This window comes from Vasconcelosia minhoensis LEGE 07310 (assembly GCF_015207255.1).
GTDB classification, from domain to species: Bacteria; Cyanobacteriota; Cyanobacteriia; order Phormidesmidales; family Phormidesmidaceae; genus Vasconcelosia; species Vasconcelosia minhoensis.
Map to the genome: position 1 here is coordinate 37,412 of NZ_JADEXG010000003.1, position 22,576 is coordinate 59,987.

At 55.0% G+C, this 22,576-nt stretch carries 22 protein-coding genes and 3 pseudogenes; 16 read left to right on the forward strand and 9 right to left on the reverse strand.

Annotated features, from left to right (window positions below; genetic code table 11):
* The first annotated feature begins 105 nt into the window (after nucleotides 1-105).
* Nucleotides 106-1,410 carry a hypothetical protein gene (locus IQ241_RS02005; protein ID WP_228021288.1) on the forward strand — a complete coding sequence of 435 codons (1,305 nt, stop codon included), beginning with the start codon at nucleotides 106-108 and terminating at the stop codon, nucleotides 1,408-1,410.
* Nucleotides 1,411-1,458: 48 nt separating this feature from the next.
* On the opposite strand, the gene IQ241_RS02010 is transcribed toward IQ241_RS02005, so the two are convergent.
* Nucleotides 1,459-2,052, reverse strand: a complete 594-nt coding sequence (locus IQ241_RS02010) for a hypothetical protein (RefSeq protein ID WP_193904737.1) — start codon at nucleotides 2,050-2,052, stop codon at nucleotides 1,459-1,461.
* Nucleotides 2,053-2,267: 215 nt separating this feature from the next.
* Complete coding sequence (locus IQ241_RS02015) at nucleotides 2,268-3,545, reverse strand: MFS transporter (RefSeq protein ID WP_193904738.1); 1,278 nt, start codon at nucleotides 3,543-3,545, stop codon at nucleotides 2,268-2,270.
* Between the two features lie 225 nt (nucleotides 3,546-3,770).
* On the opposite strand from IQ241_RS02015, the gene ligA reads away from it, so the two are divergent.
* The 6 genes from ligA to IQ241_RS02045 all read left to right on the forward strand — a co-directional run bounded on the left by ligA (nucleotide 3,771) and on the right by IQ241_RS02045 (nucleotide 10,682).
* Nucleotides 3,771-5,789 carry an NAD-dependent DNA ligase LigA gene (gene ligA, locus IQ241_RS02020; protein ID WP_193904842.1) on the forward strand — a complete coding sequence of 673 codons (2,019 nt, stop codon included), beginning with the start codon at nucleotides 3,771-3,773 and terminating at the stop codon, nucleotides 5,787-5,789.
* Nucleotides 5,790-5,833: 44 nt separating this feature from the next.
* A complete protein-coding gene (locus IQ241_RS02025) occupies nucleotides 5,834-7,618 on the forward strand; it encodes an alpha/beta hydrolase (protein ID WP_193904739.1) in 1,785 nt (594 codons plus the stop codon).
* 6 nt (nucleotides 7,619-7,624) lie between these two features.
* Nucleotides 7,625-8,539 carry a tRNA pseudouridine(55) synthase TruB gene (truB, locus tag IQ241_RS02030; RefSeq protein ID WP_193904740.1) on the forward strand — a complete coding sequence of 305 codons (915 nt, stop codon included), beginning with the start codon at nucleotides 7,625-7,627 and terminating at the stop codon, nucleotides 8,537-8,539.
* Nucleotides 8,540-8,768: 229 nt separating this feature from the next.
* Complete coding sequence (locus IQ241_RS02035) at nucleotides 8,769-8,987, forward strand: hypothetical protein (protein ID WP_193904741.1); 219 nt, start codon at nucleotides 8,769-8,771, stop codon at nucleotides 8,985-8,987.
* A 554-nt stretch (nucleotides 8,988-9,541) separates the two neighbouring features.
* Complete coding sequence (locus IQ241_RS02040; protein ID WP_193904742.1) at nucleotides 9,542-9,745, forward strand: hypothetical protein; 204 nt, start codon at nucleotides 9,542-9,544, stop codon at nucleotides 9,743-9,745.
* Nucleotides 9,746-9,788: 43 nt separating this feature from the next.
* A complete protein-coding gene (locus tag IQ241_RS02045) occupies nucleotides 9,789-10,682 on the forward strand; it encodes a hypothetical protein (protein WP_228021289.1) in 894 nt (297 codons plus the stop codon).
* Nucleotides 10,683-11,024: 342 nt separating this feature from the next.
* Here IQ241_RS02045 and IQ241_RS02050 read toward each other — a convergent pair whose 3' ends face one another.
* Entirely contained in the window at nucleotides 11,025-11,744 is a 720-nt protein-coding gene (locus IQ241_RS02050) for a chitin deacetylase family protein (RefSeq protein ID WP_193904743.1), read from the reverse strand.
* A gap of 232 nt (nucleotides 11,745-11,976) precedes the next feature.
* Between IQ241_RS02050 and IQ241_RS02055 the strand changes: the two genes are divergently transcribed.
* The 4 genes from IQ241_RS02055 (at nucleotide 11,977) to IQ241_RS02070 (ending at nucleotide 14,876) form a co-directional block, all read left to right on the forward strand.
* Nucleotides 11,977-12,918: a VOC family protein gene (locus tag IQ241_RS02055; protein ID WP_193904744.1), complete on the forward strand. Its 942-nt coding sequence runs from the start codon at nucleotides 11,977-11,979 to the stop codon at nucleotides 12,916-12,918.
* A 56-nt stretch (nucleotides 12,919-12,974) separates the two neighbouring features.
* Nucleotides 12,975-13,973: a GGDEF domain-containing protein gene (locus IQ241_RS02060; protein WP_193904745.1), complete on the forward strand. Its 999-nt coding sequence runs from the start codon at nucleotides 12,975-12,977 to the stop codon at nucleotides 13,971-13,973.
* An 87-nt stretch (nucleotides 13,974-14,060) separates the two neighbouring features.
* Nucleotides 14,061-14,534: a DoxX family protein gene (locus IQ241_RS02065; RefSeq protein ID WP_193904746.1), complete on the forward strand. Its 474-nt coding sequence runs from the start codon at nucleotides 14,061-14,063 to the stop codon at nucleotides 14,532-14,534.
* Nucleotides 14,535-14,657: 123 nt separating this feature from the next.
* Entirely contained in the window at nucleotides 14,658-14,876 is a 219-nt protein-coding gene (locus IQ241_RS02070) for a hypothetical protein (RefSeq protein ID WP_193904853.1), read from the forward strand.
* On the opposite strand, the pseudogene IQ241_RS25320 reads toward IQ241_RS02070, so the two are convergent.
* The 4 genes and pseudogenes from IQ241_RS25320 to IQ241_RS02090 form a co-directional block, all read right to left on the reverse strand.
* A pseudogene (locus tag IQ241_RS25320) lies at nucleotides 14,848-15,438 on the reverse strand (ISL3 family transposase). The gene IQ241_RS02070 and the pseudogene IQ241_RS25320 sit on opposite strands and share 29 nt — an antisense overlap.
* A gap of 86 nt (nucleotides 15,439-15,524) precedes the next feature.
* Nucleotides 15,525-15,647: pseudogene (locus IQ241_RS26285) on the reverse strand (type II toxin-antitoxin system RelE/ParE family toxin); the annotation flags it as partial.
* A gap of 155 nt (nucleotides 15,648-15,802) precedes the next feature.
* Nucleotides 15,803-16,483 (reverse strand): two-component system response regulator RppA, encoded by a 681-nt coding sequence (gene rppA, locus IQ241_RS02085; protein WP_193904749.1) that lies wholly within the window; start codon nucleotides 16,481-16,483, stop codon nucleotides 15,803-15,805.
* Nucleotides 16,484-16,488: 5 nt separating this feature from the next.
* A complete protein-coding gene (locus IQ241_RS02090) occupies nucleotides 16,489-17,676 on the reverse strand; it encodes a Coenzyme F420 hydrogenase/dehydrogenase, beta subunit C-terminal domain (protein ID WP_193904750.1) in 1,188 nt (395 codons plus the stop codon).
* Between the two features lie 114 nt (nucleotides 17,677-17,790).
* Here IQ241_RS02090 and nei point away from each other — a divergent pair, with 114 nt between their 5' ends.
* On the forward strand, nucleotides 17,791-18,618 hold the full coding sequence (gene nei, locus IQ241_RS02095) for an endonuclease VIII (RefSeq protein WP_193904751.1): 828 nt from the start codon (nucleotides 17,791-17,793) through the stop codon (nucleotides 18,616-18,618).
* On the opposite strand, the gene cobS is transcribed toward nei, so the two are convergent.
* Nucleotides 18,615-19,385: an adenosylcobinamide-GDP ribazoletransferase gene (gene cobS / locus IQ241_RS02100; protein WP_193904752.1), complete on the reverse strand. Its 771-nt coding sequence runs from the start codon at nucleotides 19,383-19,385 to the stop codon at nucleotides 18,615-18,617. The two genes, nei and cobS, sit on opposite strands and share 4 nt — an antisense overlap.
* 384 nt (nucleotides 19,386-19,769) lie before the next feature.
* On the opposite strand from cobS, the gene IQ241_RS02105 reads away from it, so the two are divergent.
* The 4 genes and pseudogenes from IQ241_RS02105 to IQ241_RS02120 form a co-directional block, all read left to right on the forward strand.
* Nucleotides 19,770-20,219, forward strand: coding sequence for a hypothetical protein (locus IQ241_RS02105; protein WP_193904753.1), 450 nt, complete (start codon nucleotides 19,770-19,772; stop codon nucleotides 20,217-20,219).
* Between the two features lie 85 nt (nucleotides 20,220-20,304).
* Entirely contained in the window at nucleotides 20,305-21,462 is a 1,158-nt protein-coding gene (gene tgt / locus IQ241_RS02110) for a tRNA guanosine(34) transglycosylase Tgt (protein WP_193904754.1), read from the forward strand.
* Nucleotides 21,463-21,514: 52 nt separating this feature from the next.
* On the forward strand, nucleotides 21,515-21,649 hold the full coding sequence (locus IQ241_RS02115; RefSeq protein WP_193904755.1) for a photosystem II reaction center protein K: 135 nt from the start codon (nucleotides 21,515-21,517) through the stop codon (nucleotides 21,647-21,649).
* Between the two features lie 21 nt (nucleotides 21,650-21,670).
* A pseudogene (locus IQ241_RS02120) lies at nucleotides 21,671-21,886 on the forward strand (Uma2 family endonuclease); the annotation flags it as partial.
* Here IQ241_RS02120 and IQ241_RS02125 read toward each other — a convergent pair.
* On the reverse strand, nucleotides 21,883-22,446 hold the full coding sequence (locus IQ241_RS02125) for a DUF697 domain-containing protein (protein WP_193904757.1): 564 nt from the start codon (nucleotides 22,444-22,446) through the stop codon (nucleotides 21,883-21,885). The pseudogene IQ241_RS02120 and the gene IQ241_RS02125 overlap by 4 nt on opposite strands.
* Nucleotides 22,447-22,576 lie beyond the last annotated feature (130 nt).

Here is a 22,576-nt window from a genome sequence, read left to right on the forward strand (position 1 = left end):
GTGATTCTCGAAACAGGTTGGGCATTACGATTTGCCTGTCGCTTTAGACCAGACCAAGTATGTGAAGCATTTAGAAATCTCTTCGGCAGCCTACCTAACAAATCCATGATGCAAAAAACGGTTTACAGGGTAGTTTCGGTGCTTCTGGCCTCGATGGGTCTGTTCGTCCCTAGCGATCGCGCTTCTCGCTTCGCTCAGGCTCAGAGCGCCCAGGTCGGCTCTCTCAATTCTTTTCGCGACGCCAATCATCGTCTTTGTAGTGAGCCTCAAGCGGAAGATGGGCGAATGCGAGGGCTGTGCTTTTTATTTCGCAAGCAGGGAGACGAGATTGTCGGCGATTACTACTACCCTTACGAAGGATCTAGCCTCTGTGTGTCGGGCAGAGTTAACAACAACACCGTCACGGGGCAGGCGATCGAGCGGTTAACGACCAGTCGCCCGGCCCCTGAAAATTTGCCCGAAGATGACTTCACTGACTGGCGTCAGGAAGGCTTCTTAAAGGTCAGATACGCGGAGCGATTAGCGTCGCCTGAACGCATTCGATATCGAAGCCTACTACTTGACTTGAATGGCTTCTATCAGTACAATGCCGGTCCCGTCGTGCCGCCTCAAAACTGTCTCAGACAGGCCAATCGGTCGATTGGCCCATCGGACTCAGTTCCCGACTATTTACAGGAAGTCGGCCAGTCGCCTTTTTATGAGCTACCCGTTTATCTCGATCAGCGCAGTATTTTACAGCTTGAGGATAATCTCTATCGCTATCGTACGATTATCGGCGTAGATACCCGTGAGAGTGAATCCGACCTAATCGTAGACTGCGACAACGCCGATCAGGTCAGAATTGTGAGAGTTCGCTACTATGATGAAGCTGGGCAGGTCAGCGAGGTGGAAGAGATCGATCAGGTCCAGTCCGTCTCACCTGAGCCGCCCGATACGGCTAAATACAATGCAAATCAGTCCATCTGTAGCAGTAGTGAAATTGGTAGGACTCTTCCCTCAGAGGTCACCTACGAGCGTTATTACAATGACCGCTTTGACTATTCTGTACTCTATCCTGACAATATTGTAACGCCCCAAGACCGGCCTACCAATCTGGATGGTCGAGACTTTCGCTCTCCAGACGGACGGATCACGATGCAGGTCTTTGGCGCCAACAACAGTCTGGGGCGCACGCTTGAAGAACGTTATCGAGAAGCGCTACAGACAGAAAATCAGAATGTGACCTACCAGTTCATAGAAGATGACTTTTTTGTCATCTCCGGCTACCAAGGAAATGACGTTATCTACCAAAAAACGATGCTGGTCAACAACGTCTTTAAGACCCTAGAGATCCGCTATGACCGAGCCCTACAGCCTGAGTTCGATTCTGTCGTGACTGATATTTCCAATTCGTTCAGGCCAATGCCCTAGCCCTCAAGCCCAACAGGTTTCCGAGGTATTGGACTTGAGGGCAAAAGCCTACTGCACGTCGAGGACAATTAGCTGATCTGGCTCGATAACGACCACCTGATCCGCCGTGAGGTTGCCCACTGCGGCGCCAGCGGCTGCACCACCGATCACTTCGCCAAGGTCGATGTCGCCGAGCAGTTCACCCAGGACGGCACCGCCCGCGGCTCCGATTGCAGCGTCTTCGCCAATCGAACCGGCAGACGTGTCGCGCGGATCCTTTTGATCGTCTAAGACCCGTGAGGTCGCCTGCAAGCTGTAGGCCTGATCGCCCACGATTGCCGTATCGGCAATGTAGCGCAGGCCGTCCTCTCCAGCCGGCTCATAGCGACCTTGAATAATCGTTCCGACGGGGAGATAAACACCGTTGACGGTGGCGGCGCGCTCTAGCTCCAGATTGTAGGAATAGTTACGATCCTCATTCAGGTAGAGTGTCCCATTCTGGGCGCTAGATGCTTCAAGGGTAGCGGCCTGCGCAATCAGCGTGGGAGAAGTTTGCGCTCTAGCGGCGGTAGTGCCCATTAGCATGGCAATTCCGGCTGTCCAGGCCAGCATTTGGGCTACTGGCATTCTAGGAGAAGAAAGGGTTTGAGCAATAGCTTTCATATCGCGTTTTGTTCATTAGCTAGTCTATAATCCTATTGTGTCAAACCAAATTCATGATGACTTCTCCTAATTGTTGAATATGGCCTCTCTCTCGAGTATGAAATTATCGGAAGTTAGATACGTCTGTCCAAGCGCTACGGATAACGGATTTCCGTTTCCTGAAACAACAGGCTATGTTGAAGGTTATCCAGTTCAGCTAGAGGAAGTGTTTTAAGTCATTTAGTATGTATCTCATTGCCTTCACCAGTCTGGTTGGAGCGTAACTTTCGATCTAGGAAGACTAAGATTCCGATTGTCAAAATAGTGCTGAGGGCGGCGGCGAGCCAGAAGCGGTGGGCGACCTGGGCTGACTGGTCGAGCGCCCAGCCGCCGAGGGGCGGGCCGATCATATAGCCAAAGGCCCAGCACATCGAGTTGACCGAGAGATAGACGCCTCGCAGGGCGTCGGGGGCGAGCATAACCACCATAGAAGAGGCGATTGGTGTGTAGGCCACCATGGCTAAAGACATGACGCTGAGGGCCAGGACGGCCCAAACAATTGTTGCATGGGAGACAGTGCCAGCCGTCCAGACCAGACAAAAGCCTACTGCCCAAAGGGTTGCCGAGATCATCAGGGCTCTTGACGGGCGCAGCTGGCGCAGGGCGCGGGCGACCGGCAGCTGGCAGAGGGCGGCGAAGGCGACATGCCAGGTGAACAGGTAGCTGAGGGTTGATTCTTCTAAGCCCTGACGCGATTCGTCCCCTGGGAGAAACTGGCTGAAGTAGACCGGCAGCGTGCTTTGAATCTGGGCTAAGTAGGTTGTAAAGAGAATGTTGACCGTGAAGTAAATCAGCAGCCGCGTGTCTTTTAGGGCCGTGCTCCAGCCTTGGAAAAAGCTGCGATCGCTAGCCTGGGACTGGAGGGTTTCCGCGATCGCAACCCAAATAATCCCAAAAAACAGCACATAGCTGATGCCGTCGATCACAAACAGCGCCCGGTAGGCCCCGGTGGCTGAAATCAGCGCGCCGCCCATGACTACCCCCAAGCTCAGACCCAAGCTGTCGGCCAGCCGGGTAATCGCATAGGCCTCATTGCGCTGGGCCTCGGTGGTGATATCGGCCACTACCGCTTCGGTTGAAGGCCAGTACAGGCCGACCCCCAGCCCCATCAGCAGATTGCCAAGGACGAAGCCGCTAAAGTCCTGCGCCAGCACCAGCGCCACGTCCGCCGCGGCTGAAATCGCCGCCGATAGCAGCAGCGTCCGCCGCCGTCCCCAGCCGGGCGAATCGGCCAGCGAACCGCCCAGGAAGCGGCCAATAATCCCACAAACCGACTGGCTGCCAATCCCGATCCCCACCAGCGTGGTCGATAGCCCCACCTGTTCGACAAAGAAAATGGGCGCGTAGAATAGCGTAAAGCCAATCCCGATCTGCGACAGCAGCCGCCCCCCAGCCAAAATCCAAACCCGCCGGTCAAAGCGCGCTAGGCTGCGCCACCAGCTACCCCATGCCATTTTTCTGCCCCGTGCGATCGCGCTATGCCAATGGTGAATTGCCAAACACGCACAAATCGTCAATTGTAAGCCGATCTGGGCCAGGATTTGCCTGGGGTGCCGGGACTTTGAGTAGTAAGGTTATACTAGTCCGTAAATTTATCCAAAATTTAGACAGAGGGCGGTAGCGTGAATCAGCCATCATCCCCGGCAGGACTTTCGGAGTCTTCTGAAGTCTCCCAGCGAATGACGGAGCTGCGATCGCAGCTGCAAAAAGCCAGCTACGCCTATTACGTCCTGGACGATCCGTTCCTGCCCGACCCGGTCTACGATCGGCTGTATCGCGAGCTGCAAGAGCTAGAAGCTCAGCACCCAGAACTGCTCACCGCCGACAGCCCCACCCAGCGCGTCGGTGAAACGCCCGCCAGCCAGTTCACCTCGGTCAAGCACAACATTCCGCTCTACAGCTTGGAAAACGCCTTTGACCTGGCGGAATATCACCAGTGGCAGGCCCGCTGGCAAAAGCTAGAGCCGGATACGCCCGAGGCCGCCGCCGTCGCCGAGCTAAAAATTGACGGCAATGCCCTGGCGCTGACCTATGAGCAGGGCGTCCTGGTACGCGGCGCGACCCGGGGCGACGGCATCTCCGGCGAAGAGATTACCCAAAATGTCCGCACGATTCGCTCTATTCCCCTGCGGCTGAGGATAGAGCCCGCGCCGCCAATCGTTGAAATACGGGGCGAAGCGTTTCTACCCCTCGACGTGTTTGAGTTGATTAACCAGGAGCGAGAAGCGGCGGATGAAGCCCGCTTTGCCAACCCGCGCAACGCGGCGGCGGGCACCCTGCGGCAGCTCGATGCCAAGGTTGTAGCGCGGCGGCGGCTCGACTTTTTTGCCTATACGCTGATTTTCCCCCAGGGGCTGGGCGAGGCTCCGCTGAGCCCGCCCCAAACCCAGTGGCAGTCGCTAGAGCTGCTCACCCAGCTGGGGTTTAAGGTCAACCCCCACCGGCAGCGCTGCGAGTCAGCCGAGGCGGTCGCCGCCTATTACGACCACTGGGCGGAAGCCCGTCAAGACCTGCCCTATTTAACCGATGGCGTCGTCGTCAAGCTCGACGACTTTGACCTGCAAGAGCGTCTGGGCTTTACGCAGAAATTTCCCCGCTGGGCGATCGCACTCAAGTACCCCGCCGAAGAAGCACCGACGGTGCTGGAAGCCGTAACCGTGCAGGTGGGCCGTACTGGCGCAATTACGCCGGTAGCTAGCCTGCGGCCGGTGCAGCTGGCGGGTACTACCGTCTCGCGGGCCAGCCTACACAACGCCGACCGGCTGGCTGAGCTGGATATTCACCTGGGTGATACCGTGATTGTGCGCAAGGCCGGGGAAATTATTCCCGAGGTGGTGCGGGTGCTGACGGAGCTGCGTCCTGCGGGTGCCCCGGTCTACCACCTGCCGACTCACTGCCCCGAATGCGGCGAAACGCTGGTTAAGCCCGAGGATGAGGCCGTCACCCGCTGCATCAATATCTCCTGCCCGGCGATTGTGCGCGGGGCGATCCTCCACTGGGCCAGCCGCGACGCGATGGATATCAGCGGCCTGGGCGAAAAATGGGTGCAGCAGTGGGTGGCCCAGGGCATAGTACATTCCGTCGCTGACCTCTACGACCTGACGGTAGAGTCCTTACTCCCCCTAGAGCGAATGGGTCAGCAGCTGGCCCAAAAGCTGGTAGACGCAATTCAGCAGTCGAAGCAGCGGCCCTGGTCGCGAGTGCTCTACGGGCTGGGGATTCGCCATGTGGGCAGCGTCAACGCGCAGCTGCTGGCGGACCACTTTCCTTCTGCCGAGCAGCTGGCGGCGGCAGAGGAGGACGCGATCGCGGCGGTCTATGGCATCGGCCCCGAGATTGCCCAGTCGGTTTGCCAGTGGTTTCAGGTGGCAGCCAACCAGCAGCTGATCGAGCGGCTGCGGGCCGAGGGGCTGGCCCTGGCGGCGACAGCTAGCGATCGGGCCGAGACCTCGGCTCAGCTGCGGGGCCAGACTTTTGTATTAACGGGCACCCTGCCGACGCTGAAGCGGCCCGAGGCCAAAGCGCTGATTGAAGCGGCGGGCGGTAAAGTTACCGGCTCAATCAGCTCAAAAACCAGCTATGTCGTTGTCGGAGAGTCTGCTGGTTCTAAATTAGAGAAGGCTGAAAAACTAAAAATTCCGCAGCTAACCGAAGCCGATCTGCTAGCGTTGCTAGAGGAAACCGTATCAGTAGAATAGCGCTGATAGGAGCGGGAGAGTTAGCAAAAGGCGCTTGTCGATCTATGAAGGCATCGTTTGAGAATTTCTCTAGCGAGGATTGGTCTGGGGCATCCGCCTGTCCTAGCGGTCTTGGGTCAAAGCGTCGGCAGCGAAACTGGCGTTCTTTGAGCCATTGGACGATTGGCTTGGGTTTGGGCCTGGCAAATGCGGTCCTGATAGCAGTACCTAGCCAGGCAGCGGAGCGGGTGACGTTTTCCTACGGCGCGATTGAGCGTTCGGTCTCGGTGGAGTCGCTTGCCATCTACGCTAACGAAGGCCGACTGACCGAAGAGCTGCGGCCCTACACCCGCTACTTCGACGACGATACCCTGGTTCAGATTCGCGCCCTTCTAACCGAGCGCTTGGACTTTGACGTCGTCGCCGTCGCTCAGTTTCTCTATACCGATCAGGGCGAATATTTGCTCGCCCAGGCGGGCGATATTGTCCGCACCGGCAGTCGGCTGCCTGGCGATCGAGCGCTGCGGGGGGCGCTGATTCTGGCGGCGGCAGAGGGGATAGGCGGGCTGTCAGTGCTGAATGTTTTACGCTACTTTCCGACCGAGAGTTTGCGGATTGATCTGAGTAAGGGGCTCGTCATTGCTCGTCAGATTAACCAGACGCTCAGCCAGTCGGAAGCGGCGCTTCAGCTGGTGGAACAGCTGGCGGCTGAGCAGGTGGCGCAGGAAGTCGCCCAGAACCCAGTACCCGAACCCGAACCAGCTGTGGTGTCGCCGCTGCTGACCGGTCAGCTAATACCCCAAATTGGCCCCTATTCGGTGGAACGCCGCTCTTATTTTCTCAAGGCCAGCCAGGCGCCAGTCGATGTCTATCTGCCAGCGTTTGAAAGCCCGCAGAGTCCGCTGCTGGCCCGACCCGCGATCGTCATTTCCCACGGGCTGGGCAGCGATCGCACCTCCTATGGCTACCTAGCTCAGTACCTCACGTCCTACGGCTTTGTGGTGATTAATGTGGAACATCCGGGCAGCAGCGCCGTGCAAATTCAGTCGCTGCTGACGGGGCGCGCGACCCAGGTCGTTCCCGACGATGAATTTGTCCGTCGGCCCGTGATGATTTCGGCGCTGCTCGATGAGCTAGAGCAGCGATCGCGGCAGGATCTGAAGCTGGCCTCCCTGATTGATTTTCAGCAAATCGGCGTGATTGGTCAGTCCTTTGGGGCCTATACGGCGCTAGCGCTGGCCGGGGCGCCGATCAATTTTGGCCTGCTACAGATGGACTGTCCGCCGGCCGATTTCAGCATCAACCTATCGCTGCTGCTCCAGTGTCAGGCGCTGGCAGTAGCCCCAGCCGATCTGGGCAGTCAGGACCTGTCTGATTCCCGAGTGAAGGCCGCGATCGCGGTGAACCCAATCAGCAGCCAGCTTTTTGGCGAAGCCAGCCTCAGCCAAATCCAAATTCCGACGATGCTGATCGCGGGCAGCGCCGATACAATTGCGCCCGCCCTGCCTGAGCAAATTGAGCCCTTTAGCTGGCTGACGACGCCCGATCGCTACCTGCTGCTGATGCAGGGCGCGACCCATTTTTCGACCATTGGCCCGACGGAGACGGGCAGTGAAGCCTTCCTGCTGCCGCCGACCGTGCTGGGTCCGGCCCCGCCCGTGGCCCAGGCCTACCTACAGGTGATGAGTCTGGCCTTTTTTGAAACCTATCTCGATAACCGGCTGGACTACCAGGCCCTGCTCACCAGCCGCTTTGCTGCCCGCCTCAGCCAGCCCGATATCCCTCTCAGCCTGATTCGCGCCCTGACTGAGAGTCAGCTCGACCGTCGTTTAGATGCTGCAACAGATTAAAAAACTATGGAATCTGGCTTTGTCAACTTAAATAAGCCTACAGGCTGGACGTCGCACGACTGCGTCGCACGGCTGCGCAAGCTGTTTCAAACTCGCAAAATCGGCCATAGCGGTACGCTAGATCCGTTGGCAACCGGCGTTTTACCGATTGCAGTTGGCCGCGCCACCCGACTGTTGCAATATCTGCCCGACGACAAAGCCTACCGCGCGGTGATTCGCTTTGGCCTTGTCACCACAACCGATGATTTGGAAGGGGAGCCGCTGATGCAACAGCCGGTGCCCCACCTAACTCAGGCTCAGGCTGAGTCAGCCCTACCGCAGTTCCTTGGGACGATTCAACAGATTCCACCCCGGTTTAGCGCCGTCCAGGTCGCGGGCCGCCGCCTTTACGACCTGGCCCGACAGGGCAAGTCAGTCGAGATTCCAGCGCGGACGGTCACGATTGATCGTTTGGTCGCCCGCGCCTGGCAGCCGGGTGAGTTTCCTGAGCTAACCCTCGACATTGCCTGCGGAGCGGGCACCTACATTCGCTCACTGGCTCGTGACCTGGGCGAGGTGCTGGGCACGGGCGCTACGCTAGCGGCCCTACTACGAACTCAGAGCAGCGGCTTCAGCCTAAAAGATAGCTGTTCGTTTGAGCAGATAGAAGCTGAGTTGGCGGCGGCGCGATCGCTGATTGTCCCCCCCGGCAAGGCGCTGGCATGGCTGCCCAGTCTTTCCCTAACGCCTACCCTGGCTCGTCGCTGGTGTCTGGGTCAGCGGCTGCTTTGGGAATCCGCCGCGCCCCTCGATCGGCCCTTGCGCATCCTGGATGGGGCCGGGCGCTTCCTCGGTGTTGGTGAGATAAACCTGATTGAACAAGATCCCGTCCTCAGCCCTAGACGAGTTTTTGACACGGCTATGTTGCGCCCCGATTCCTAAGTCCGTTGACAGCAAAGATAAGCGCTGTGCCAACATGCTTTTGACCACAGCTCCTGAGCTATGAAGTGGCGTAGGTCTCAAGGCAGAGGCCACACCAGTCTAAATATAGAGGAGCCAGATTTCAACTTCTGTATTCAGCAGGAGTGATAACCTGATAGAGCCCTTTATGCTGTAGCTCAATCAGTCGTTACAGGACTATTTGTGCTGTGAGTTAGAGGATGAAGATAAGATGAGCAAGAGACCCAGTAACATCATTATAAAAGTTTTCATTTCTATTGCTGCTGTTTTTGGTTTTTTTGTTCTAGGAAACTGGCTGATTAAAATTCAGCGAAATGAAAATATTAGAGGTGATGGCGTAGGCAATATCTCTCAAGAAAATTTTGAGATTGCCTCGCAGATCTTACCCTTTGAAATCCTTAAAGATGATTCTAGGCCCTTTGGGCTATAGCTACAAAACTTAATCGGAAAAACAACTGATTATGTCTGCGGAAAGAGGCTTATTCAACTTTGGTTGAGATAAGTTTTGGGCATCAATAATCGTTTCTTTTCTAGACGAGGAGTCAACATTTGATGAATTCGAATGCCATACTAAAACGTTTGGGTGCTGTGGGATTTGCCTTCAGTGGCTTTTGGTTAGCAGCCGTACCTCTAGCTAGGCCTGCGGCAGCTCAAACCAGTGAAGTCAACTGTCCTCAGATATTTTACAGGGAGCCTTTCACCAATCGAGTGAGTGCGCCCGCAGGCTGCCCACCTACTGAGTATCAGAAACTTAGACAGAACTCCGAGGCAGATGACTTAGGCGATAGCGACCAGCCCAACACAGCTGAGGAGCTGCGGACTCCTTCACCAGCCTCAACGACAGTCCCTCCGCGACCTGAAGATCGAAGTCAGGCGATTGCTACGGTTTCGCTTCGAAACAATCAGCTAACCGTTTCACTTAATAATAATACTGGTGCGACAGTAGTCTATGAAGTTGTGGGTAATACGCCTAGCAGAATGCTGATGGCTGATGAATCAATTATGCTTCAGGGTATTCCACTGCCAGCAACGATTACCGTTACCCGCCAGGATGAAGGGCTGCTCGATGTAGCCGCTGAGAGCACACAGGCAGGAATGCTAGAGATTTCGCTCACTCCAGAGCCTGCTTTAGACGATACCCAGGGCGTTATTCGAATTCGGGAAGACGGCCAGGTATTTACCAACTAAACTTTGAATTCAACCTAACGATAGATTGGTTGGGTGCGAATAATTGTCTACCGTATTGGGATATCTTTTTACGGACATCATTCCTCAGCGCTTGACTGCTATCAAAAACATTGAATTTGTGGAGATTACAACTAAAATGATCGACTTTCTATCACGCAAACGCCGATTGGCTGCTGGTCTAATGCTGGCTGCTTCAGTCACAGTCGTATCAGCCTGTGCTGAAACTCCAACGGCAGAAACCACGACTGAGGAAGAGGCGGCTGAAAATGTCACCCAAGAGGAGCTATCCAGCGGTGCTGAAGGGCTAATAGGCGAGACCGTTTCAGTTCGCGGTGAAGTTGAAGAAATTATTGGAGAGGCTTCGTTCCTGTTTGAGGACGAAGCTTTTGGAGAAGAAAGTGTTCTGGTCATCAATGCGTCCGGTGAGGCATTAGTTCTACCCGATCCGGGTGACAGCGAGGTCCAGGTGACTGGAGAAGTGCAGCAGCTCGTGATCGCTGATGTAGAGAGTGAATATGGGCTTGATCTGGATCCTGAACTGTACGTTGATTATGAAGATCGTCCGGTCGTTATCGCCCAGTCTATTGCCCTCGCACCCGATCCGGGCGAGCTAACCAGTAATCCTGAGCTGTACTATAACCAGGTCATCGCCGTTACGGGTGAGATAGAAGAGGAGTATTCTCCAACCACCTTCTCTATCGATGAAGAAGAGTTGTTTGGTGATGAAGACCTGCTAGTCATCAGCCAGATGGCTGCACCACAGGCTCAAGATGGCGAAGAAGTTACCGTTACAGGTATTTTACGTCCCTACATCGCAGCAGAGTTTGAAAATGAGTACGACCTAGACTGGGATCTGTCAGTCCAAGAAGAGATTGAGGCGGAATATAGTGAAAAGCCCGTATTAGTGGCTGATGAAGTCTATCCGTCTGCAATGTAGATCTGCCATGTAGATTAGTCTAAACCCATCCAGAACTAACAATGCATCGCAACCTTTAATTAACTTTAATTAAAAGGTTTGCAAAACCAAGCAGGCCCGATTTTATTTAGGCCTGCTTGACTTCTGTATTGCTATCGCTCTATCAGCACCGTCAAGCGCCGCTAATTCTGGTGCTTGGGCATTAGGTTTTAGACCGACTAGAGTTAATCGGGATGTTGATTAAAGCTACCCTACCAGTACAGCGAGCCAAACCGCACCGGAGACTATATCTGGTATATTTCCGACGTTAGCAAGTTCAAAGCGCACTATCCTAGCTGGGACTCAAGGCGTAAACAAGCCGCATTAATCCTTGGCTGATTGCTGCTCGGCTAGCGTTGATAGGGTCACGACGTCATACCCCTGCGCCTGGAGGGCTGGCAGGATTTGCTTTAGGGTTTTGGCGGTGCGATCGCCCCTTCCTGGTCCATCGTGCAAAACGATAATGTCGCCCGGCCGTACCGAGCTGAGGATAAACTGGCTAGCGAACTGTGGCGAAGCGATATGGGTATCGTAGGGAAACACCGAACCCAATACCAGCTGCCGCCGCTGCCGACTGACCGTGGCCACCATGCCCGGACTGTACCAGCCCATGCCCGGACGCAGCCAGCGAACGGGACCATAGTCGGCCAGGACCCGATCGGCCTCCAAGACAGCTGCCTCAAAGTCAGTGGCGGATAGGAGAATGCTGGCCTCATCTTCGGTCAGGTGGTTACCCAGCTCATGTCCAGCGGCTACCATGCGGGTCAGGTTTTGCTCACGCCCCGGCACCCGCCGGCTGATGATAAAGAAGGTTGCCTTGGCGTCATAGCGGTCAAGCACGTCGAGGATTTCATCGGTTGCTTCACTGGGCGCGTCATCGATAGTCAGGGCCACGGCCTGAGCGTCGGTATCAATATAGTAAGTCGCTCCAGGGCCGACCCGACCAATCAGGTTGAGCAGCCAGCGTGGCTGAATCAGCAGGCCCACCAGAACCGTCATACCCAGACCGCTGAGAAGACCGAGCTTGAGTTTCCAGTGTTTCATCAGCTGCTGAAGTTTTGGTACGATGCAGAGTGGCTTGAGTTTGAGTGACCCATAGATTCTAACCCTTCATCCCCTAGCCCCTTTTTCCACGCGAGGGGAGAAGGGAAGCCGGAACGGACAGACCGTTTCAAAGCCCCTCTCCCAGGGCGGGAGAGGGGTTTGGGGTCAGGGTCTAAGGGCTAAGGTTCCGGTCTACTCAAGCGCGTGCTAGCAGAACATCAGGACTTCCCCCATGGCGCAGACTTCCCAAAACTCGGTTCAATCGGTTCAGGCGATTGGCCTGACGGTTTCGGACGCGGATCGGGCGATCGACTACTTCACCGGCGCGTTTACGTTTAAGGTCGATTCAGACATCACGGTCAGCGGCGAAGAGGCCGACTACCTGTTCGGTGTGTTTGGCTCTAAGGTGCGGCTGGTGACGCTGCGGCTGGGTCAGGAGCAGATTCGCCTAATGCAGTTTCTCAGCCCCGCTGGTCAACCGGCCCCGACCGATACCCAAAGCAACGACCTGTGGTTTCAGCACTTTGCCATGATCGTCACCGACATGGATAAAGCCTTCCAGCGGCTTCAGGACTACCCCTACGAGGCGATTTCGACGGAGCCTCAGACGCTGCCAGGCGGGATTCAGGCATTTAAGTTTAGGGATTTTGACGGTCACGGGCTGGAGCTGCTGCTGTTTCCAGAGGGCATTGGCAGCGATCGCTGGCATCAGCCTACCGATGACCTCTTCCTCGGCATCGACCATTCCGCTATCAGTATTTCTAGCACCCAGCAAAGCCTGGCCTTCTACAAAGATATCCTCGGCTTTGAGCTGGCGGGCGATACCCTGAATCAAGGCCCCACCCAGGGGCATCTCGACGGTCTGTTTGGGGCCAAGGTGATCGTTACCTCGCTGAGCCCGGCCCAGGGTGGCTTAGGCGTAGAGTTTCTCGACTATCTGACGCCCCCCGGCGGTCGTCCCGCGCCGCTGAGCCATCGGACAAACGACCTGATTCATATGCAGTACGAGTTCGTCGTCAGCGATATAGAAGCGACGGTTGAAGCATTAGAAAAGGCCCAGGCTCAGTTCGTCTCGCCTAAAATCGTTGACCTTTCTGGGACGGAGCTGCCGTTTCAGAAAGCTGTGCTGCTGCAGGACCGCGATCGCCATGCCATCTTGCTGGTTCAAAATTAAGTAGGCGGATTGAATACCCTATTAAGGTTGCCTACCTCCGCATGGCAAGGACATTGATGAAGGGCGAAAAATTTTCCATAAAGCCGCAAGAGTCTGCATCGGACTTTATCCGTAAGTCCTATTTAGGGCTTGCTTTAGTAGGGCTTACGCTATTAACTCCATTTGCAGTGAATAACCTCATGCATGGACGTTATTTCTTGGGGGTAGGTGCCTTTGCAATCATTGCTGTTCTTGCTTTTAATGCTTGGATGGTTGTCCGCTATAATCGCTACTATACTCTCTTAACTTTTCTAGGGCTCGTGCCCGCTATACTTTTCTTTCTCAGCCTTTCCATGCTTAGGCAGGGAATGATCGGTGTATTGTGGGCCTATCCGGCTGTATTATCATTTTATTTTATGCTGCCTGAGCGCAGAGCTTGGATAGCTAACCTAGCCCTGATTGTTATTGTTTTTCCTCTGGCATGGAACATCATCGAGCAGGCTCTAGCGATGAGGCTGATAGCAACACTATCAATGGTAAGCATTTTTTCAGCTATCTTTATTCGAGCGATTACAGAGCAGCAGAATAAGCTGAAAACGCAGGCCGTTACCGACCCGCTCACGGGGCTTTTAAATCGGTCACTGCTGCATGGTAAGCTCGATTGGGCGGTTGCACAAAGTAAACGTACTGGCATACCAATGACCCTCATTAGCTTTGACATTGACCACTTTAAGTCAATTAACGATACCTTTGGTCACGATGTGGGGGACAAAGTTTTGCGCAGCGTTAGTCATGTATTTAAGCTGCGCTTTCGCCGTTCTGATAAGGTTTTCCGATTGGGCGGCGAGGAGTTTCTACTGCTGCTGTATGATACTAACATTGAGGACGGGAAGCAGGTCTCTGAGGAAATACGTCAGTCAATTGCGGCGCTCAAGCTTCTCCCTGATCAAGCTGTTACAGTGAGTACTGGCGTAGCTACCCTGCGGCCAGAAGAAGATTGGAAGCAGTGGATAAAACGTAGCGATGCCAATCTCTATCGTGCTAAAACGAGCGGACGCAACCGTACTGTAGCCTAATGTTGATCAACGCTCTTTCATAACAAAACTCGATTTTTAAGATCCGAATTGTTGCCAACAGTTTAGTCAACACAAACAAGTCTTTTTATGGATGAGCTATTAGCCCTACTCTATCAGTCCTTTCCCGACGGTGTTACCGGAGTCACGCTGTTGCTTTTTCGAGTCGGGGTTGGCTTTCTGTTTGTTCTCCACGGCTATCCTAAGCTGAGACATCTCCAGCAGTGGGCTGACGCGCTCAAGGTGCCTACGCCGCTCTGCCTTCTGTCTGCGCTATCGATGTTTCTCGGCGGTATGGGGCTGATAGTCGGGCTGCTGACGCCGCTGGCCAGCGGCTCAATTTTAATCTCAATGCTTTACGCCATTTTTCGCGAAATTGTCAAAGGCGATCCCTTCGTTGCCCCGGACCCCTATCTGCTAGAGGGCTACTATCAAGGTCCTGACGGTCAGCAGGGCGAACCACCCAGCTCGGAGAAAGCCTTCATGTTTAGCCTGATGCTGCTGCTAATTATCATCTTAGGCCCCGGCGCTTTTTCTTTGGACGCACTCATTCTTGATCGCTAATTAGTATGCTGATTTAAAATCTGAGAAAAGCGTGAAAATCCCTATGGATGTTGAGTTCTTCGGGCTCATTTATCCTATACTTGCTCAAATTCATATTGAGTTATGCCCAGACGTACAAACGATATGCCAAGACGCATTTTCACTGCGCTGACTGAGGAGCAGGAGGCATTGCTTCCTATGTATCGCGATAAGTGGCGGGCGATTCAAATATCTACTGAACCAATTGATCAAGACAAAGTTTCAGAGGCAATTAAAGCTGCATACGTAATTAGCGACTTTTCTGGCTCTTCTGGAGTTATGGTGATAAGTGAAGTTAATCAGAAAAGAAAGCTAACAGTCTAGCTCGGAAATTATCAAAGCTAGAAAAGCCATAAGCCTTTCGTTTTATCAGCTTCAACCTATTGTTAATTCCTTCCATCACGCCGCTAGTGGTCTGATTCAGAAAGTAATTACAAATGCCATCCAAATGATTCCGAATCGTCTTTAGGACATCACAATAGATAGGCCGAGCATTTTTTAGTCACCGCAAGAGGCTCGCTTGACCCTGCTTAACCGTGCGACAAGCTTCAAATATCTCTCTGAATTCTTCTTTCAGCTCATAGGCCGTTCTCAAACGCTTGGAATGGTTCAAAACGCGAGCTAGCTTAGTCTGCTCTTCCGGGTTCAAATCCACACCGTTTTTCACTAAGACCCGCTTGCTCCCTTTCAGCGTCATTTTCGTTTGTCTACGAATCTGATTGAGTTCTTCATTTACCGCTCTCATCACATGAAATCGGTCATAGACGAGCTTTGCTTTCGGAAAAACCACTTTGACCACTTTACCAAATCCACCCCACATATTGACACTGACTTCTGCCACCTGCTCTCTCAGCTCAATCGGTTGCTGCTTCAGAACCGCAATCATCTCTTCCTGGCTATGACTGTCAATCACTTCCAATAATTCGCTGCGCCTGGGCCACAATCAATCCGTAGTTCTGATACGCCTTGTCAGACTGATATGACGTCGCCTGGATTGCCCATCGATAAACGGCGAATGCGAATGTCTATACGCGCTTTTGCTTGACGATCGCGCAAGGATTCAAACCAATTAATGTAAGTCTTGGTCTGACGAATTTAAAGTATGACTCAAGAGTATCCTACAGGATACGTAAAAGCCAAGAGAAATCATAAGATTTTCTTACTGGATTGGGGCCAGTCCTGCGGTTGGTTCTAGAGCTGGCGGAGTAAGGCCCAGACGCGGGCCAGCGGGCCAAAGGTAGTTCGGTCTACTACTCCCCTGAAGGCGAGCCAAACCGGTAGCCTTTGCCATACACCGTATGAATCAGCGCCGAGCCCTGCTCAATCTTGCGGCGCAGCAGCCGCATTTGGGCGGCGAGGGCATTGCTGCTGGGCTTAGCTCCGCCCCAAACCGCATCGTAAATTTGCTGATGGGTCAGCAGCTGGTGGGGGTGCTGCATTAGGTAGGCTAACAGCTGGGTTTCTTTTTCAGACAGCTCAATGGTGCGCTGGCGGCGCTGGGCGATTTGATTGACCTGGTCTAGGGTCAGATCTTCATACTGGATTGGGGCTGCCGCAGTCGGTTCTAGGGCTGACGGACGGCGGAGCAAGGCCCGCACCCGAGCCAGCAGTTCCCGCAGCTCAAAGGGTTTAACTAAGTAGTCATCGGCACCGGCATCAAGGCCGTCTACGCGGTCATCCAGGGTGTCTTTGGCCGTGAGAAAGAGGACGGGGGTGGTTTGGTGGCGCGATCGCAGTTCCCGACAGATCTCCAGCCCGCTCTCCCCTGGCAGCATCCAGTCCAAAATCAGCAGGTCATAGTCGCCATTCAGCGCTAGCTCGCAGCCCGCCTTGCCATCGGCGGCCACATCCACCTTGTAGCCCTGCCGCTGCAGCAGTCGAGTTAAGGGCTCCGTCAGCTCTACCTCATCATCAACTAGGAGGATATGCACTGCGGTTACTTGGGCAGCTTATACTGGCAGACGATTCGCTTGGCGTATTCGGGCACGTGCTGCTCTAGCTTCTCAGGATGGTTGCGCTGGGTATACAGATAGTTGCGGGTAAAGTGGGAGTCAATGGAGAAGCGGGCGTACTCCAGCCCTTTGGGACCGACCTTTTCAATCACCACGCCCATCAGCTGAGCGGCCCACATCGGCAGGGTGACGCCTTTGTCGTAGGCAGGGATGCTATTTTGGACGGCCTGTTTGCGATCGCCCTTGGCCATTACCGGCTGCGTCTCTAGCTGCTCCATGACGATATCGAGCATTTCCTGTCCAGTTTCATTCCGCACCACGAGCCACTGCCAGCCAAAGGGCGCGCCCATGTAGCCCACTACCAGATCGGCCAGCGAGTTGACGTAGTCAAAGCAGCTCATACAGGACGGGGCAAATACGTCCTTGAGCTGATTGGTCTTGAGGCCAAAGAACGGCACTTTCTCAATCGAGCCGTCCTCATGCTTAAAGTGGACTCGGAAATCCTGCATAAACTCGTAATGCACCACCGTTTCGGGCGAACGGCTGGTCGTATCCAAGAATTTTTGCAGGCCCTCGCGGGTGACGTTATCGACGCAGGGGGTTCCCAGCACATAGAGCTTCTCCAGCCCTAATTTATCCTGAACGGACCGCAGCGCCTGGATCTGACAGCCGACGCCAATCACCAGCAGCCGCTTCATCCCCGACTGCTCTACCTGTTCTAGAACTGATAGGTTGGGCGAAAGCGTCGGCTTATTCACCCGGGCCGCCAGAATTTCCTCCGGCGTTCTGGCAATCACCGGCATCGGCTGAAACCGGTCGGCTTCGGAATTCTGCACGCAGACGACGCCTTCTACCAGGCCCCGATTCAGCATTTCAATCGCTGTCGTGCTGACGATGCCGGTCCACTGTGCCCCCTCAATCGGCTGCTGCTTGCGAGCGGCCATCATCTGCTGATGCACGCCAAAATAGAGGTCGTCTTCACTATCCAAATCGCGGCTGCGACCGTGGGCAGCGGTCTCTAGGTCGGCCACCTGCTGGTTGATAAAGGCGCAGGCCTCTTTGACATAGTGAATATAGTGGGTATCGCAGAGCCCACATTCGCTACAGAGTTCTTTGGCCGGGCGGGGCGCCCCCGGCTTCAGGGCTTTGGCTTTCTTGTGCGCCAGCGTCATCGAATGTCAGCTTCCAAAAATTCACTTATGATCACGATACCGCAAGGCTCGGTTGATTTACCCGGCCGTAATCGTTGGTAAAGCAATCGGTCGAACCGTTTTCTTTCAATATCTATGCCCGAAGGTCCTGAAATTCGCAAAGCCGCCGATCGGGTTGAACGCGCGATCGCGCCCTACCCCGTTAGCGAAATCTTCTTCGCCTTCGACCACCTCAAGCCCTACGCCGAGAAGCTGACGGGTCGTCAGATTGAGGCCGTCCAGACCCACGGCAAGGCGATGCTAATCCGTTTTGATAACGACCTGAGCATCTATAGCCACAATCAGCTCTACGGTAAGTGGATGGTGCGGAATACCTATAACTATCCCGAGACTAACCGTCAGCTGCGGCTGGCGATTCACAATGAAAAAAAGTCGGCCCTGCTCTACAGCGCTTCTGACATAGCTGTGCTGACGCCGCCGGAAGTTGAGCAGCATCCCTTCCTGAGTAAGCTCGGCCCTGATGTGCTCGACCGGACGCTGACGCCCCAGGCAATTCAAGACCTGCTCAAATCTCGCTCCCATCAGCGCCGCCAGTTCACTACCCTGTTTTTAGACCAGCATTTTCTGGCAGGTGTGGGCAACTACCTGCGCAGCGAAATCCTGTTTGTCGCCCGCCAGCATCCCCGCCGCAAGCCGGTGGACTGTAGCGATGAGGAACTTTTGGCTTTGGGGGAGGCCGCGATCGCGGTGCCCTACCAGTCCTACCAGTACAGCGGCATCACTAACGACCTTGACCTTGCCAACCGACTCAAGGCCGAAGGCGTTTCCCGACGGCAGTATCGCCACTGGGTCTTCAATCGCGACGGCAAGCCCTGCTACGTCTGCGGCACGCCGATTTGTAAAGACTTTGCCAGCAGTCGGCGATTTTACTACTGTCCCGTCTGTCAGTCTTTAGATGATTAGACGCTGGTACCAATAGTCAGACAGCAGAATACCAGCGCTTCAGTCCATTCCACCACCGCCCCGTAGGTGTCGCCCGTATGGCCGCCCAGCTTGCGGTCAAAGTAGGCCGCCAATATCATCGACCCGCCCCAGCCGCCGATTAGAGAAAGCCCAATCGGCAGCCAGGACACCCAGCCCAGCAGCCCCAGCAGTCCGGTCAGGCCCAGCAGTCCCAGTCCACTGGGTAGCGTATCCCGGCCTGACCGAATCGCCTTTTGATGAAACGCACCCTTGCCCTCGGGTCGGAGATAGTCATACCGGGCGATCGCCCACTGCTGGCCCCAGCGGCCCCAGCCCGCCGCCACCATCAGGGCAAAGGCGCGGTATTGGGGCAGCGAGGCTAGGGCAGTCACCTTTAGCAGCAGCAGCGCGATCGCGGCCATTCCCCCAAATGCGCCCATATGACTATCGGCCATCACCGCCAGCCGCCGCTGCGGTGGCACCGCTAGTCCGTCTGCCGTATCCATCACACCGTCTAAGTGCAGGCCGCCGGTCAGCGCCAGCCAACCCATCACAATCAGCGCACTACGAACCAGCAGTGGCATGTGCAGCAGTCCCAGCAGCCCATCGGCCAGGCCCAGCCCAAGGGCTAATACAACGCCGACCAGCGGGGCGAACTGCGCGGTGCGCTCAAAGGCGACGGGCCAGCTTGCAGGCAGCGGCAGGCAGGTGTAGAACATCAGCGCGCCGTTCCAGTGGGAGAGCGCGATCGCCAATCGATTAGGCATCACTCTTTTCTCTGTAACCTTCCATATCGACGCCAAGGTTTGATTAGGTCGGTAAGGGTAGTTTGTTGGAGCGGTTTACAGTTCGTCCACCAGGGTGGCTAAATCCGCTAACAGATAGATATCTTTAAGCACAGACATTTGCTAAAACGAGAAATCTAAGTGCTATCGGTTTTTCCATCGAGTAGAGCGTCTTAGCGACTTTTTGACACAAATTTAGACGAGCTTTAATAAAGCTTAAAGTGTAGGTCGTTGTCTGCAAAATCCGCAAAAACAAGCATTCCATACCCCGTAAATTCGTATATCTTGGGTATAGATTTCACCGACGACCGCCGCTTCAAACGAGCCTTGCGCGATTTTGCCTGGTGGTTACCCTAAAACTATTCTATGAGCTATCCCCATTCCAGCGACGTCCCCCTTCCTGCCCCCTGTCTTGTCGATCAGGGTGTCATCGTTAGCAAAGCTGATATGCTAAGGCTGCTGCGCGGGCTAGGCCGAGTTCGCTACATTCACGAACAAGACGAACAGGCGACTAGCCAGGGCGAAGGCTACGTGGTCGAAATTTTTTCTGACCCGCAGCAGGCGACTCTAGTCGCTAACTGTAGCCTTTACATCAACGTTTACAGTTTTGACTATTTAGAAATGGGCCAGTCTGAGCAAACGCCTTATTTTGACTTGGTTCAGGTTCATCGCCGTCTCCGACTCATTCCGCTATCGAATCCGCTGCAAGAGCAGGCCAGCCGCCACATCAACGCCGCTGCTCTAGAAGCGATGGTCACTGAAGCCCTTTCTGCCAGCTGGGATGCCTGCCTGGATGACGACGGTCTGCCTTCCTAACATAGGCTTTAGAAGCAGGCTTTAGGCCGAGGCTTTGGCTGCTATTGTGGCAGTGAGGCTTCACTTTTGTGCTTAGGATAGGACATTGCCCGCCAAATTTTCGTTTCAGTGCCAGGCCCAGTGCAGCCATACGCAGGCTAGGGCCGGTACGTTCCATACGCCCCATGGTCCCGTCCATACGCCTCGCTTTATGCCGGTGGGTACCCTGGCAAATGTCAAAACGGTGACGCCGGCTCAGCTCCAGGCAGCTGGGGCAGAAATGGTGCTGGCTAATACCTATCACCTCCACCTCCAGCCGGGCGAAGACCTGATTGCTGAAGCGGGCGGGCTGCATTCCTTTATGGCCTGGCCCGGCCCAATCCTGACCGATTCGGGCGGGTTTCAGGTCTTCAGCCTGAGCAAAATTCGCACCATCTCCGAAGACGGCGTCGTTTTTCGCTCCCCCCGCGATGGCCGTCTGATCGAGATGTCTCCAGAGCATTCCATCCATATTCAAAACCAGCTCGGGGCCGATGTAATTATGGCCTTCGACGAATGCCCGCCCTATCCAGCCGATCGGGAAGCCGTAATCGCCGCCACCGACCGCACCTATAGCTGGCTGAAGCGCTGTATCCAAGCCCATCAGCGATCTGACCAGGCGCTGTTTGGCATTGTCCAAGGCGGCGTCCATCTGGATCTGCGTCAAGCCGCTGCTGAGCAGCTGGCCCAGCTAGATTTGCCGGGATACGCCATCGGCGGCGTCAGCGTGGGGGAGCCGCCCGAGCTGATCAAAAAAATTGTCAAAGCCACGACGCCGCTGCTGCCGCCTGATCGACCCCGCTACCTGATGGGGGTGGGGACCTACCGGGAAATGGCCCAAGCGATCGCGAGCGGCATCGACCTGTTTGACTGTGTGATTCCCACCCGCCTAGGCCGTCATGGCGCGGCCCTGGTACGGGGCGAACGCTGGAATCTGAAGAACGCCCGCTTCCGCCGCGACCTGACGCCGATGGATGCCGACTGCCCCTGCTACACCTGCCAAAACTTCAGCCGCGCCTATCTCTGCCATCTGATTCACGCCCAGGAGCTGTTGGGTTACACACTGATATCAATTCACAACATCACCGAGCTGATTCGGTTTACTCAGCAGATCCGCCAGGCTATTTTGCAAGACCGCTTCGCAGAGCAGTTTCAAGCCTGGCTACAGCCGTTAGAAAAGGGACAATCATCAGCCGATTTGACGCAGAGCGGGCGAGAAGCATGATAAAATTTGAAGCAATTATTAAACTTATTTTTTGAGAGAGGTTAACGTCTCCATGGAAGCTGCCCTACTCGCCACGCTGCCCGAAGCCTACCAGCCCTTTGGTCCCCTGATCGATATTCTGCCGCTGCTTCCGCTCTTTTTCCTTTTGCTGGCCTTCGTCTGGCAAGCCGCAGTCGGGTTTAGGTAGACGATTTGGGCGAGGCGCGATCATTGCCTTGACCATGGCGCTCAGATGGGCTGGCTGATTGACCCCGATGAACAAACTGTTTTTGTGTATTTACCAGAACGACGGCTGGAGGTATTTGACCGGTCAGAACAGCGCCTGCCCGTTCCTGCCTTTGCCAGCGAGCTGGGTTTGACGGTAGGCGCTGTGTTGGGTTGGCTCCTGGAATGGCGGACTTCAGGCGGATTTCAATTCGACTAAAGGCGAGACAGCAGTTCTTTTTTCTTGGCTTGAAACTCTTCTTCGGTAAGGATGCCTTGGTCTTTGAGCTTGCCGAGCTGTTCTAGGGCCTGATAGACTTTGGCAGCGTCGTCGCCTTTCTCATTCTCTAGGTCAGAGACGTAGGTTTTGCCGCGTTCAAAAGCCGAGTCGTAGGCGGTTCTGAGCTGTTCTTCGACAAAATTGTTGAGCGTGCCGGAATTTGAGAAATGACTGATCGCAACCTGGCCGACGGCATAGGTGGACGCACCCGAGGTCAGGGCCATGGAAGCGCCACCAAGTAACGTGCCAACGCCGGGAATAGTTTTGATGAAGCTGGCCCCAAGGCGAGCTAAGGTCGTGCCGGTCAGGGCTGAGACAAAGGCTTTGCCGGTGCTTCTCGAATATTCAACGCCGTAGAGGTGGGCCAGCTGCTGGAGCATCTCCAGCTGGATGGCGGTGACGGCGGCAAAGTCAACTAAGGGAATGGGGATAAGGCCGCCGCCGACTGACCACAGCACGTGGGACTGGATGATTGATTCTGCTTCGGTGCGCTGGCTCATGAACATGACTCCCTTAGAAGGACGACGTTTGACCGTATTCTAGCCAGCCTTTTTTTGGGCCAGCATCCTGATAAACACCGGCTTGTTTCATTCTTGATTTATGGCCGATCGGGTTTTGCGATCGCGAACC